Origin of the sequence: Pseudomonas sp. UBA7500 (genome assembly GCF_002478435.1) — a bacterium.
GTDB lineage: Bacteria > Pseudomonadota > Gammaproteobacteria > Pseudomonadales > Pseudomonadaceae > Aquipseudomonas > Aquipseudomonas palmensis.
Window position 1 is genome coordinate 240035 of sequence record NZ_DLNW01000003.1, and the last position, 13074, is coordinate 253108.

General features: G+C 63.3%; 10 protein-coding genes and 2 tRNA genes. 8 read left to right on the forward strand and 4 right to left on the reverse strand.

The window, feature by feature from the left end; genetic code table 11:
* Positions 1–44: 44 nt before the first annotated feature.
* From B4I46_RS03975 to B4I46_RS03990, 4 genes are all read right to left on the reverse strand, one after another.
* Positions 45–1610, reverse strand: a complete 1566-nt coding sequence (locus B4I46_RS03975; RefSeq protein WP_286898720.1) for an ABC transporter permease — start codon at positions 1608–1610, stop codon at positions 45–47.
* Entirely contained in the window at positions 1610–2623 is a 1014-nt protein-coding gene (locus B4I46_RS03980; protein ID WP_043863527.1) for an extracellular solute-binding protein, read from the reverse strand. Before B4I46_RS03980 ends, B4I46_RS03975 begins: the two co-directional genes overlap by 1 nt.
* 222 nt (positions 2624–2845) lie before the next feature.
* Positions 2846–2932: transfer RNA gene (locus B4I46_RS03985), tRNA-Leu, on the reverse strand.
* A gap of 83 nt (positions 2933–3015) precedes the next feature.
* A tRNA-Leu gene (locus B4I46_RS03990) sits at positions 3016–3102 on the reverse strand.
* 264 nt (positions 3103–3366) lie between these two features.
* Here B4I46_RS03990 and rnr point away from each other — a divergent pair.
* The 8 genes from rnr (at position 3367) to B4I46_RS04030 (ending at position 13013) form a co-directional block, all read left to right on the forward strand.
* Positions 3367–6006 carry a ribonuclease R gene (rnr, locus tag B4I46_RS03995; RefSeq protein WP_058541588.1) on the forward strand — a complete coding sequence of 880 codons (2640 nt, stop codon included), beginning with the start codon at positions 3367–3369 and terminating at the stop codon, positions 6004–6006.
* The gene (gene rlmB / locus B4I46_RS04000) at positions 6003–6755 is read left to right on the forward strand and encodes a 23S rRNA (guanosine(2251)-2'-O)-methyltransferase RlmB (RefSeq protein WP_043863525.1); all 753 of its coding nucleotides are present in this window, start codon (positions 6003–6005) and stop codon (positions 6753–6755) included. The genes rnr and rlmB overlap by 4 nt, the downstream gene beginning before the upstream one ends.
* Before the next feature lie 265 nt (positions 6756–7020).
* Positions 7021–7446: a 30S ribosomal protein S6 gene (gene rpsF / locus B4I46_RS04005; RefSeq protein WP_043863524.1), complete on the forward strand. Its 426-nt coding sequence runs from the start codon at positions 7021–7023 to the stop codon at positions 7444–7446.
* A gap of 28 nt (positions 7447–7474) precedes the next feature.
* A complete protein-coding gene (gene rpsR, locus B4I46_RS04010; protein WP_003171373.1) occupies positions 7475–7705 on the forward strand; it encodes a 30S ribosomal protein S18 in 231 nt (76 codons plus the stop codon).
* Positions 7706–7741: 36 nt separating this feature from the next.
* A complete protein-coding gene (locus B4I46_RS04015; RefSeq protein ID WP_043863523.1) occupies positions 7742–8632 on the forward strand; it encodes a hypothetical protein in 891 nt (296 codons plus the stop codon).
* 21 nt (positions 8633–8653) lie between these two features.
* Positions 8654–9100: a 50S ribosomal protein L9 gene (gene rplI, locus B4I46_RS04020; protein WP_043863522.1), complete on the forward strand. Its 447-nt coding sequence runs from the start codon at positions 8654–8656 to the stop codon at positions 9098–9100.
* A 110-nt stretch (positions 9101–9210) separates the two neighbouring features.
* Positions 9211–10608 (forward strand): replicative DNA helicase, encoded by a 1398-nt coding sequence (gene dnaB, locus B4I46_RS04025; RefSeq protein ID WP_043863521.1) that lies wholly within the window; start codon positions 9211–9213, stop codon positions 10606–10608.
* 101 nt (positions 10609–10709) lie between these two features.
* Positions 10710–13013 (forward strand): YgiQ family radical SAM protein, encoded by a 2304-nt coding sequence (locus B4I46_RS04030; RefSeq protein WP_043863520.1) that lies wholly within the window; start codon positions 10710–10712, stop codon positions 13011–13013.
* The last annotated feature ends 61 nt before the right edge of the window (positions 13014–13074 follow it).

Here is a 13074-nt window from a genome sequence, read left to right on the forward strand (position 1 = left end):
GCCTCATCGATCCTTGTGGGAGCGGGCTTGACCCGCGATGCCTTTCAGGCGCGGTTCAGGTACATCCGCGTCGTCAGCAGGTACACCGGCAACCCCGACACCACAATCAACAGCGCCGCATAGGGCGCCGCCGCCGCGAATTCGACGTTGGCGGTATGCGCCCACACTTCGGTCGCCAGCGTGGTCATGCCGGTGGGGCTGAGCAGCAGGGTGGCGGTCAGCTCCTTCATCGCATCCAGGAACACCAGCGCAAACGCTGCCGCCAGGGCCGGGAAGATGATCGGCAGGGTCACCTTGCAGAACGCCTTGAACGGCGTCGCGCCCAGGGTGCGCGCCGCCTCTTCCAGCTGTGGTGCGGCCTTGGTCAGCGCGGTACGCACCGGCGCCTGCGCCAGCGGCAAGAACAGCAGCGCATAGGCCAGCAACAGCAGGCCGGTGGTCTGGTACAGCGTCGGTACATTGTGCAGGGCGAAATACACCAGGGTCAGCGCAATCACCAGCCCCGGCAGCGCGTGCAGCAAGTAGGGCAGGCGCTCGGCCCAGATCGCCAGGCGGCCCTTGTAGCGCACCACCAGAAAGCTCACCGGTAACGCCAGCAGCAGGCTCACCCCCGCGCCGCCCAGTGCCAGCGACAGCGACGAGAACAGCGCCCGGCTGATGTCGGCCACCGGGAAGGCCGCCGACGATCCCACGCTCAGCCAGTAGCCCAGCATGCCCAGCGGGATGCCGCTGCCCAGCACTGCCAGCAGCAGGCAGCTCAACTGCCCCAGTACGCTCCAGCCACCCAGGCGGATCGGCTTGGCGCGGCGTGCCACGCCCTGGCCGATGCGCACGTGCCGCGCCTTGCCGCGTACCCGCAGCTCGAACCACAGCAGCAACAGGCACATGAACAGCAGCACCGCCGAGAGCATCGCCGCATTGGCGTTGCTGAACTCCAGCTCGAACTGCTGGTAGATCGCGGTGGTGAAGGTCTGCAGGCCCAGGATCGACAGCGCGCCGAATTCCACCAGCATGTGCAAGGCAATCAGCAGGCTGCCGCCCAGGATCGACGGCCACAGCAGCGGCAGGGTGACCCGGCGGAACACACCCCAGCGGTTGTAGCCCAGGGTGCGGGCCGATTCTTCAAGCGAGGTGTCGAGGTTGCGCAGGGTCGCGGCCACCGGCAGGAACACCAGTGGATACTTGGACAGCGCCATCACCAGGATCGCCCCGCCCAGCCCCTCGAAGCGCGGGCTCAGCGAGACCCAGGTGAAGCCGCTGACGAACGCCGGCACGGCAAACGGCAGGCACAGGATCACGCCCCACAAACGCCGCCCGCGCAGGTCGCTGCGCTCCAGCAGCCAGGCCAGGGCCAGGCCGACCACGGCGCAGGCCACGGTCACCCCGGCCATCAGCAGCAGGGTGTTCTTCATCAGGCCCCAGACGAAGGGCCGCCACAGCAGGTACAACGCCTCGCGCCAGCCGGCCTGCCAGGCCTTGAGGCCCACGTACAGCAACGGCAGCAGGCTCAGGCCCACCAGCAGCAGCACCGGTAGCACCACCCAGATCGAGGGGCGCTTGCGGCGCGGAACATAACGCGCCACAGACGGCGCAGGCAGCACGGCTTCCATCAGAGCAGGCCGACCTCGCGCTCAAGTTCCAGGGCTTCCTCGGCATTGCCCAGGTCGGCCGGGGTGATCTTCGGCGGGCGCAGGTCTTCGAACGGCTTCAGGCCCTGGTCCGAGACCATGCCCTTGTGCAGCGGATACTCGGCGGTGGTCTGGGTGATCACGCGCTGGCCTTCTTCGCTGGCCATCCAGGCGAGCAGGGCCTGGGCTTCCTTGGGGTGCTTGCTGGCCTTGACCGCCGCGGCGCTGGAGATGGTCACCAGGCCACCGACGTCGCCGTCGGCCAGGTAGTAGAGCTTGGAGTCCAGTTGGCCGCGCTCTTTCTTGAGGGCGTACCAGTAGTAGTTGTTCACCAGTACGGCAGCCACTTCGCCGTTTTCCACGGCCTTGAGGGCAACCATGTTGTTGGTGTAGGTCTTGCCGAAGGCCTTGAGGCCGGTCAGCCATTCTTCGGCCGCTTCACGCCCGTGCAGCTTGAGGATGGCCACGGCCTGTTCCTGGAACGCGCCGCTGGTGGGCACGAAGCCGACCTTGCCGTCCCACTCGGGGTCGGCGAAGTCCATCACCGATTGGGGCAGGTCTTTTTCGTCGATCACCTTGGGGTTGAAGGCCACCACGCGGGTGCGAGCGGTCACGCCCATCCAGGTGCCGTTGCTGGCCACGTATTCCTTGGGCAGCACTTGCAGGGTCGAATCGTCGATCTTGGCCAGCAGGCCTTTCTCGCCCAGGTTGTTCAGCGGCGGCGATTCTTCGGTATAGATGACGTCGGCCGGGGAGCGTGCGCCTTCCTCCTCGATCTGGCTGGCCAGCTGGTTGCTGCTGCCCTTGCGGATATTGATGTGAATGCCGGTCTTGGCCTCGTAGGCCTTGGCGATGGCTTCGCCGATTTCCTTGTGCTGGCCGTTGTACAGGGTCAGCGTCACAGGGTCGGCGGCCATGGCGGCGGGTGCTGCGAGCACCAGGCTGAACACGGAAACGGCCAGGCCGCGCAAAATCGGGTTGATGCGGATCGTCATGCGGGTGGTTCCTCGCTTGCGGGCTACAAATCTTGAAACAATGATAAACGATATAGTTTCTCAAGTACGCCCGTGAGGAAAAATTCATGAGCTGACTATCGGTTAACTCACTTGATTTGTTGGGCTGGGCGGGGTGGCAACGCAGCGTCCGAATGTGCGGCAGTGGGGTGAGCTCGAATCGCAGGCATAAAAAAACCCGCTTTCGCGGGTTTCTCTAGAATATGGTGCCCAGAAGAAGACTCGAACTTCCACGACCGTAAGGTCACCAGCACCTGAAGCTGGCGTGTCTACCAATTTCACCATCTGGGCAAAGTTGAAGCATTGAAACATGAAACGGTGTAGCGTGTGTTGCGTAAATTCCAGACAGGCAAGCTAATCTGAAACTTGAAAATTGGTGCCCAGAAGAAGACTCGAACTTCCACGACCGTAAGGTCACCAGCACCTGAAGCTGGCGTGTCTACCAATTTCACCATCTGGGCATATCGTCGAGGCTTCATGATGCTTCACATCGCGCCGCTTCTCAACTATAACGACGCTGTCCGTCGTTGTGGTGCGCACTATACGGATGCCCTCGAAGGCTGTAAAGCCCCGTTCAGAAAAAATCTCAAAAATTTCAAGTCGTTGTTCCTTGGGCTGTTTTGGCATCACTCAAGGGCCCTGACGGGGCTGTCAAAGCCTCGGATTTCCGGTTTCAATACGGCTATGCCAAACTAACCCTATATAGACAAGGTGAACCCCTACTAATGGCCGATTGGCAGACCCTCGATCCCGAGGCCGCTCGTGAAGCGGAAAAATACGAAAACCCCATTCCTAGCCGTGAGCTGATCCTCCAGCGCCTTGACGAGCGCGGCTCTCCCGCCGCCCGCGAGCAACTGGTGGAAGAGTTCGGCCTGCAGACCGAGGACCAGATCGAGGCCTTGCGTCGCCGCCTGCGCGCCATGGAGCGCGACGGCCAGCTGATCTACACCCGGCGCGGCACCTATGCCCCGGTAGACAAGCTGGACCTGATCCTGGGTCGCATCTCGGGCCACCGCGACGGTTTCGGTTTTCTCGTCCCCGACGATGGCAGCGACGATCTGTTCCTGAGCCCGGCGCAGATGCGCCTGGTGTTCGATGGCGACCGAGCGCTGGCGCGCGTGTCCGGGCTTGACCGGCGCGGCCGGCGTGAAGGCGTGGTGGTCGAAGTGATCTCCCGTGCCCATGAAAGCATCGTGGGGCGCTACTTCGAGGAAGGCGGGGTGGGCTTCGTGACCCCCGACAACCCCAAGGTCCAGCAGGAAGTGCTGGTGACCCCGGGCCGCAATGCCGGCGCCAAGGTCGGCCAGTTCGTCGAGGTGAAGATCACCCACTGGCCGACCCAGCGCTTCCAGCCGCAGGGCGATATCGTCGAAGTGATCGGCAACTACATGGCGCCGGGCATGGAAATCGACGTGGCGCTGCGCAGCTACGACATTCCCCATGTATGGCCCGAGGCTGTCATCAAGGAAGCGCGCAAGCTCAAGCCTGAAGTCGAAGAGAAGGACAAGGAACACCGCATCGACCTGCGTCACCTGCCGTTCGTCACCATCGACGGCGAAGACGCACGGGACTTCGACGATGCCGTGTACTGCGAAAGCCTGGGCAAGTTGCGCCTGTTCTCCGGTGGCTGGCGCCTGTTCGTGGCGATTGCCGACGTGTCCAGCTACGTGCGCCTGGGCTCTGCCCTGGACAACGAAGCCCAGGTGCGCGGCAACTCGGTGTACTTCCCCGAGCGGGTGATCCCGATGCTGCCCGAGGAACTTTCCAACGGCCTGTGCTCGCTGAACCCGAACGTCGACCGGCTGGCGATGGTCTGTGAAATGACCATCAACAAGTCCGGCCAGATGGTCGATTACCAGTTCTACGAAGCGGTCATCCACTCCCACGCGCGCCTGACCTACAACAAGGTCAGTAGCATGCTCGAACATGCCCGTACCCGTGAAGGCAAGGCGCTGCGCGAGCAGTACAGCCACGTGGTGCCGGACCTCAAGCAGCTGTATGCGCTGTACAAGGTGTTGCTGGCGGCCCGTCACACCCGTGGCGCGATCGACTTCGAAACCCAGGAAACCCGCATCATCTTCGGTGCCGAGCGCAAGATCGCGGAAATTCGCCCGACCGTGCGCAACGATGCGCACAAGTTGATCGAAGAATGCATGCTCGCGGCCAACGTGGCGACGGCCGAGTTCCTCAAGAAGCACGAGATCCCTGCGTTGTACCGCGTGCACGACGGTCCGCCGCCGGAGCGCCTGGAAAAACTGCGCGCCTTCCTCGGCGAGCTGGGGCTTTCGCTGCACAAGGGCAAGGATGGTCCGTCGCCCAAGGACTACCAGGCGCTGCTGTCGCAGATCGCCGGTCGCCCTGACTTCCACCTGATCCAGACCGTGATGCTGCGCTCGTTGAGCCAGGCGGTGTACAGCGCCGACAACAACGGCCACTTCGGCCTGAACTACGAGGCGTACACCCACTTCACCTCGCCGATCCGGCGTTACCCCGACCTGCTGACCCACCGTGCCATCCGCAGCGTGATCCGTTCGCGCCAGGAAACCCCGCACGTCAAGCGGGCCGGCGCGATGAGCATTCCCAAGGCGCGCATCTACCCGTACGACGAGGCGGCCCTGGAGCAGCTGGGCGAGCAGTGCTCGATGAGCGAGCGACGCGCCGACGAAGCCACCCGCGACGTGACCAACTGGCTCAAGTGCGAGTACATGAAGGATCGCGTGGGCGAAAGCTTCCCGGGTGTGATCACCGCGGTGACCGGTTTCGGCCTGTTCATCGAGCTGACCGACATCTACGTCGAAGGCATGGTGCACGTCAGTGCCTTGCCGGGTGACTACTACCACTTCGACCCGGTACACCACCGCCTGGCGGGCGAGCGCACCGGTCGCAGCTTCCGCCTGGGCGACACGGTCGAAGTGCGCGTGATGCGCGTGGACCTCGAACAGCGCAAGATCGATTTCGAGATGGCCGAAAACACCCTGAATGCGCCGATCGGTCGCAAGCAGCGTGGTGCCGAGCCTGCCGCCAAGGGCAAGACGGGCGCTGCCCCGGCCAAGTCCAATGGTGCCGCCAAGCCCTACAGCGCGCCGGCCAAGGCCGCCAAGGTCGAAGCGGCGCCGGCCGAGCCGCCGCGCCGCAGCCGCAAGAACGAAACCTCCGAAGCCTATTTCCCGGCCGATGCCGCAGCCAAGAACGCCGAAGTGCGCAAGAGCCGGGAAATGAAGAAGGCGTTGCTGTCCGATGCCAAGAACGCCGTGGGCAAGCCTGCGGCCAAGGGCTCGAAGACGTCTTCGGAGAAACCGAGCAAGCACCGCAAGGGGCCGCCAAAAGCCGGTTCCGCTTCACGTAAACCCAAGGGCAAGTCATGAGTCAGCTGGAAAAGATCTACGGTGTGCATGCGGTGGAGGCCCTGTTGCGCCACCACCCCAAGCGGGTCAAGCAGATCTGGCTGGCCGACAGCCGCAGCGAACCGCGGGTGCAGGCCCTGCTGGAGCTGGCCGCACAGAACCGAGTGACGGTCGGCCAGGCTGAACGCCGCGAGATGGACGCCTGGGTCGAGGGCGTGCACCAGGGCGTGGTCGCCGAGGTCAGCCCGAGCCAGGTGTGGGGCGAGGCGATGCTCGAAGAGCTGCTGGACCGCACCGAAGGCGCGCCGCTGATTCTGGTGCTGGACGGTGTGACCGACCCGCACAACCTGGGCGCCTGCCTGCGCACCGCCGATGCGGCCGGTGCGCTGGCAGTGGTGGTGCCCAAGGACAAGTCGGCGACCCTGACCCCGGCGGTACGCAAGGTGGCGTGTGGCGCTGCCGAGGTGATCCCGCTGGTGGCCGTGACCAACCTGGCGCGTACCCTGGAGAAGCTCCAGCAGCGCGGCCTGTGGGTGGTGGGCACGGCGGGGGAGGCCGAACAGGAGCTGTATCAGCAGGACCTGACCGGCCCGACCATCCTGATCATGGGCGCCGAGGGCAAGGGCATGCGCCGCCTGACCCGCGAGCACTGCGATTTTCTGGTGAAGCTGCCGATGGCCGGCAGCGTCAGCAGCCTGAACGTGTCGGTGGCCACGGGCGTGTGTCTGTTCGAGGCGGTGCGTCAGCGTCAGGCCAAGCGCAAGGCCTGATACGGGCGTTGCCACTTTCGCGGGTCAAGCCCGCTCCCACAGGGCTTTCGGTGGCCTGTGTGGGAGCGGGCCTGGCCCGCGATGCTTTCAAGGCTGTTCAAATAATCACCAATTGCCTTGCGTGCGCCCCGGCGCTTCTCTACAATTGCGCCCCTTGCCCCGCTGGCAGGCGCGCATGCGCCCACCGCACAAGGCAAGACAAACAGTGTCATTCACTCCTTGTCTGACCACCCTGGTGGCAGACTACAACCCGTAAGGAGCATTCATGCGTCATTACGAAATCATCTTTCTGGTCCACCCTGACCAGAGCGAGCAAGTCGGCGGCATGGTTGAGCGTTACACCAAGCTGATCGAAGAAGACGGCGGCAAGATCCACCGTCTGGAAGACTGGGGCCGTCGTCAACTGGCCTATGCAATCAACAATGTTCACAAGGCTCACTACGTGATGCTGAACGTTGAGTGCACCGGCAAGGCCCTGGCCGAGCTGGAAGACAACTTCCGCTACAACGATGCCGTGATCCGTAACCTGGTCATCCGTCGCGACGAAGCCGTTACCGGCCAGTCCGAGATGCTCAAGGCTGAAGAAAACCGCAGTGAGCGCCGTGAGCGTCGCGACCGTCCTGAGCACGCTGACAACGCCGAAGGCGATGACAGCGACAACAGCGACAACAGCGATAACGCTGACGAGTAATCCACGGACCTTTTGAGGAGCCTATTACATGGCACGTTTCTTCCGTCGTCGTAAATTCTGCCGCTTCACTGCTGAAGAAGTGAAAGAGATCGATTACAAAGATCTCAACACCCTGAAAGCTTATGTATCCGAAACCGGCAAGATCGTTCCAAGCCGTATCACCGGTACCAAAGCTCGTTATCAGCGTCAGCTGGCTACCGCTATCAAGCGCGCCCGCTTCCTGGCCCTGCTGGCCTACACCGACAGCCACGGCCGCTGAGACCGGGTCGTCGACAGGTAGCAAGGGATAAAGTGCATGCGAGCGTTAGCTGATTTCATCATGCGCGGTCGCGTGCAGGCCACTCTGGTAGTGGTCGGTTGTGCGGCATTGCCGCTGTTGTTCTGGTTGAGTGCCGCCGCCGGGAGCCTGGTGTTCCTGCGGCGCGGTTTCAAGGACGCCTCCGGGATCCTCGCCTGGGCATTGCTGCCCGCGCTGGTCTGGTGGTTCTTCGGTGAACCGCGCACCTTGATGGTGTTGCTGGGAACCTTCGGTCTGGCTGCGTTGCTACGCGCCGGACAGTCCTGGAGCCGGGTGCTGTTGTTCAGCATCGCCTGGGGCCTGGTGTATGGCGTCATCCTGGGTTCGGTGTTCCGCGAACCGATCGAAGCGCTGGCGCAGGTGCTTGAAAAAGCCCTGCCGCAGATGCTCGACGGTCTCTACCAGCAGTTGACGGTAGAAGAGCGGGCCCGACTGGGGAGCGTGATCGCACCGGTGCTTACCGGCCTGATTGCGGCATTGCTGCAGGCAGTCAGTCTGCTGGCCCTGATGTTGGGTCGCTACTGGCAAGCCGCGTTGTACAACCCGGGAGGCTTTGGCAGCGAGTTTCGCGCCATACGGCTCCCGCTGGTACCGGCGCTGTTGCTGCTGGTGTGCATGCTGATAGCGCCGAATTTCGGCAGCGAACTGGCGATGTTGACACCGTTGTGCAGCGTACCGCTGGTGTTCGCCGGGCTGGCCCTGATTCACGGGCTGGTCGCGCAGAAGCGCCTGGCCAGGTTCTGGCTGGTGGGGATGTACGTGACGCTGGTGCTGTTCATGCAGCTGATTTATCCGTTGCTCGTGGTTCTGGCCATTGTCGACAGCCTGATTGATTTTCGCGGTCGTTCTGCATCGAAAGATGCCGGTGACGCGAACGGTGAAGGTTAAAAGTTAAGAGGTTTATACCTAATGGAACTGATCCTGCTGGAAAAAGTCGCCAACCTGGGCAACCTGGGCGACAAGGTAAATGTTAAGGCCGGTTACGGTCGTAACTTCCTGCTGCCATTCGGCAAGGCTACCGCTGCGACCGCTGCCAACCTGGCTGCGTTCGAAGAGCGTCGCGCCGAGCTGGAAAAACTGGCTGCTGACAAGAAAGCTTCGGCTGAAACCCGCGCTGCCCAACTGGCCGAGCTGGAAGTGACCATCACTGCCACCGCCGGTGACGAAGGCAAGCTGTTCGGTTCGATCGGCACCCACGACATCGCTGACGCCCTGACCGCCTCCGGCGTTGAAGTGGCCAAGTCTGAAGTGCGTCTGCCGAACGGCACCATCCGCAACGTTGGCGAATTCGACGTAGCCGTGCACCTGCACAGCGACGTAGAAGCCACCGTTCGCGTGGTTGTCGTCGCAGCCTAAGCTGGACCAATCGACTGGCACCCTGGGTGCCAGCCGGTTAACATCGGGCACGATCCTGCATTGCAGGTCGTGCCCTTTGTCTTTTTCAACACCCTGATTCCCAAGTGGCCATGAACGAGATAACCGCCCCCGAGCAATATGATCTGCAAACCGCTGCCCTGAAGGTGCCGCCGCATTCCATCGAGGCCGAACAGGCCGTACTCGGTGGCCTGATGCTGGACAACAACGCCTGGGAGCGCGTGCTCGATCAAGTCTCCGACGGCGACTTCTACCGGCATGACCATCGCCTGATCTTCCGCGCCATCTACAAGCTCGCCGACCTCAACACCCCGTTCGACGTGGTGACGCTGCACGAGCAGCTCGACAAGGAAGGCCTGAGCTCCCAGGTCGGTGGCCTGGGTTACCTGGGCGAGCTGGCCAAGAACACCCCGTCGGTGGCCAACATCAAGGCCTATGCGCAGATCATTCGCGAGCGCGCCACACTGCGCCAGCTGATCAGTATCAGCAGCGAGATCGCCGACAGCGCGTTCAACCCCCAGGGCCGCAACGCCGCCGAGATCCTCGACGAGGCCGAACGGCAGATCTTCCAGATCGCCGAAGCACGGCCCAAGACCGGTGGCCCGGTAGGGGTCAACGAACTGCTGACCAAGGCCATCGACCGCATCGACACGCTGTTCAACTCCGACAGCGCCATCACCGGTATTTCCACCGGCTACACCGACCTGGACGAGAAGACCAGCGGCCTGCAACCGGCCGACCTGATCATCGTGGCCGGCCGTCCGTCGATGGGTAAGACCACCTTCGCCATGAACCTGGTGGAGAACGCCGTGTTGCGCAGCGACAAGGCGGTGCTGGTGTACTCCCTGGAGATGCCAGGCGAATCGCTGATCATGCGTATGCTCTCCTCGCTGGGGCGCATCGACCAGACCAAGGTGCGTTCCGGCCAGCTGGACGACGACGACTGGCCGCGCCTGACTTCGGCGGTCAACCTGCTCAATGACCGCAAGCTGTTCATCGACGACACCGCCGGCATCAGCCCGTCGGAAATGCGCGCACGTACCCGGCGCCTGGTGCGTGAGCATGGCGAGATCGCCATGATCATGATCGACTACCTGCAACTGATGCAGATCCCGGGCTCCAGCGGCGACAACCGTACCAACGAGATTTCCGAGATCTCGCGCTCGCTCAAGGCCCTGGCCAAGGAATTCAACTGCCCGGTCATCGCCCTGTCGCAGCTCAACCGCTCCCTCGAGCAGCGCCCCAACAAGCGCCCGGTGAACTCCGACTTGCGTGAATCGGGTGCGATCGAGCAGGACGCCGACGTGATCATGTTCGTGTACCGCGACGAGGTGTACCACCCCGAGACCGAGCACAAGGGCATCGCCGAGATCATCATCGGCAAGCAGCGTAACGGCCCCATCGGCTTCGTGCGCCTGGCGTTCATCGGCAAGTACACGCGCTTCGAGAACCTGGCACCGGGCAGCTACAACTTCGACGACGACGAATAAGGTGCCGATGGCCAATTCCGACTTCTGACGTCGGAATTGGTCAAAATTTGTGCTATATTCCGCGCCCGCGATTTCCCTGATACCAAGAACCGGTCACTGACATGCAAGCAGCCAAACCACTTTTCGACTATCCCAAGTACTGGGCCGAATGCTTCGGGCCAGCGCCATTCCTGCCGATGAGCAGGGAGGAGATGGATCAGCTCGGCTGGGATTCCTGCGACATCATCATCGTGACCGGTGACGCCTACGTCGACCACCCGTCGTTCGGCATGGCCATCATCGGCCGGCTGCTCGAAGCCCAGGGCTTCCGGGTGGGCATCATTGCCCAGCCGAACTGGCAGAGCAAAGACGACTTCATGAAGCTGGGCGAGCCGAACCTGTTCTTCGGTGTCGCGGCCGGCAACATGGACTCGATGATCAACCGCTACACCGCCGACAAGAAGATCCGCTCGGACGACGCCTACACCCCGGGCGGCCTGGCCGGCAAGCGCCCCGACCGTGCCAGCCTGGTCTACAGCCAGCGCTGCAAGGAAGCCTACAAGCACGTGCCGATCGTGCTGGGTGGCATCGAGGCCTCGCTGCGCCGCATCGCGCACTACGACTACTGGCAGGACAAGGTGCGGCACTCGATCCTGATCGACGCCTGCGCCGACATCCTGCTGTACGGCAACGCCGAACGCGCGATCGTCGAAGTCGCCCAGCGCCTGTCCTACGGCCACAAGATCGAAGACATCACCGACATCCGCGGCACCGCCTTCGTGCGCCGCGACACCCCGCAGGGCTGGTACGAAGTGGACTCCACGCGTATCGACCGGCCGGGCAAGGTCGACAAGATCATCAACCCGTACGTGAACACCCAGGACACCCAGGCCTGCGCCATCGAGCAGGAGAAGGGCCCGGTCGAAGACCCGCAGGAAGCCAAGGTGGTGCAGATTCTGGCCAGCCCGCGCATGACCCGCGACAAGACCGTGATCCGCCTGCCGTCCTACGAGAAGGTGCGCAGCGATGCGGTGCTGTACGCCCACGCCAACCGCGTGCTGCACCTGGAAACCAACCCGGGCAACGCCCGTGCGCTGGTGCAGAAGCACGGCGAGGTGGACGTGTGGTTCAACCCGCCGCCCATCCCGATGACCACCGAAGAGATGGACTACGTGTTCGGCATGCCCTATGCGCGCGTCCCGCACCCGGCGTATGGCAAGGAGAAGATCCCGGCCTACGACATGATCCGCTTCTCGGTGAACATCATGCGTGGCTGCTTCGGTGGCTGCACCTTCTGCTCGATCACCGAGCACGAAGGCCGCATCATCCAGAACCGTTCCCACGACTCGATCATTCGCGAGATCGAAGAAATCCGCGACAAGGTGCCGGGCTTTACCGGGGTCATCTCCGACCTGGGCGGGCCGACCGCCAACATGTACCGCATTGCCTGCAAGAGCCCGGAAATCGAATCTGCGTGCCGCAAGCCGTCGTGCGTGTTCCCCGGCATCTGCCCCAACCTGAACACCGACCACTCGGCGCTGATCCAGCTGTACCGCAGTGCGCGTGACCTGCCGGGGGTGAAGAAGATCCTGATCGCCTCGGGCCTGCGCTACGACCTGGCAGTCGAGTCGCCGGAGTACGTCAAGGAGCTGGTCACCCACCACGTGGGCGGCTACCTCAAGATTGCCCCGGAGCATACCGAGGAAGGCCCGCTGAACCAGATGATGAAGCCTGGTATCGGCAGCTACGATCGCTTCAAGCGCATGTTCGAGAAGTACTCCAAGGAGGCGGGCAAGGAGCAGTACCTGATCCCGTACTTCATCGCGGCGCACCCGGGCACTACCGACGAAGACATGATGAACCTGGCCCTGTGGCTCAAGGGCAATGGCTTTCGCGCCGACCAGGTGCAGGCGTTCTACCCGTCGCCGATGGCCTCGGCCACTGCCATGTACCACTCGGGCAAGAACCCGCTGCGCAAGGTCACCTACAAGAGCGACGCGGTGACCATCGTCAAGAGCGAGGAGCAGCGCCGCCTGCACAAGGCGTTCCTGCGGTACCACGACCCCAAGGGCTGGCCGATGCTGCGCGAAGCCCTGCAGCGCATGGGGCGTGCCGACCTGATCGGGCCGGCCAAGCACCAGTTGATCCCGCTGCACCAGCCGGCGACCGACAGCTACCAGAGTGCGCGGCGCAAGAACTCGACGCCGGCGGGCAGCCACAAGGTGGCCAAGGAAACCAAGATCCTGACCCAGCACACCGGCTTGCCGCCGCGTGCCAGCGACGGTGCCAAGCCGTGGGACAAGCGCGAGCAGGCCAAGGCGGCCGCCTTTGCGCGTAACCAGGAAGCGGCCAAGGCACGCAAGGACGCCGCCAAGGGTGGCAAGGGCAAGGGCAAGAAGACCCGCGAGCCGGTGTTGCCACGCTGATACGCGTCGCGGCCATCGCGGGTCAAGCCCGCTCCCACAGGTACAGTGCAGATCCATAGGC

Coding starts and splice junctions, on each gene's coding strand:
- B4I46_RS03975 (WP_286898720.1), bottom strand. CDS start 1,610: ATGGAAGCCGTGCTGCCTGCGCCGTCTGTGGCGCGTTATGTTCCGCGC.
- B4I46_RS03980 (WP_043863527.1), bottom strand. CDS start 2,623: ATGACGATCCGCATCAACCCGATTTTGCGCGGCCTGGCCGTTTCCGTG.
- rnr (WP_058541588.1), top strand. CDS start 3,367: ATGGCCGATTGGCAGACCCTCGATCCCGAGGCCGCTCGTGAAGCGGAA.
- rlmB (WP_043863525.1), top strand. CDS start 6,003: ATGAGTCAGCTGGAAAAGATCTACGGTGTGCATGCGGTGGAGGCCCTG.
- rpsF (WP_043863524.1), top strand. CDS start 7,021: ATGCGTCATTACGAAATCATCTTTCTGGTCCACCCTGACCAGAGCGAG.
- rpsR (WP_003171373.1), top strand. CDS start 7,475: ATGGCACGTTTCTTCCGTCGTCGTAAATTCTGCCGCTTCACTGCTGAA.
- B4I46_RS04015 (WP_043863523.1), top strand. CDS start 7,742: ATGCGAGCGTTAGCTGATTTCATCATGCGCGGTCGCGTGCAGGCCACT.
- rplI (WP_043863522.1), top strand. CDS start 8,654: ATGGAACTGATCCTGCTGGAAAAAGTCGCCAACCTGGGCAACCTGGGC.
- dnaB (WP_043863521.1), top strand. CDS start 9,211: ATGAACGAGATAACCGCCCCCGAGCAATATGATCTGCAAACCGCTGCC.
- B4I46_RS04030 (WP_043863520.1), top strand. CDS start 10,710: ATGCAAGCAGCCAAACCACTTTTCGACTATCCCAAGTACTGGGCCGAA.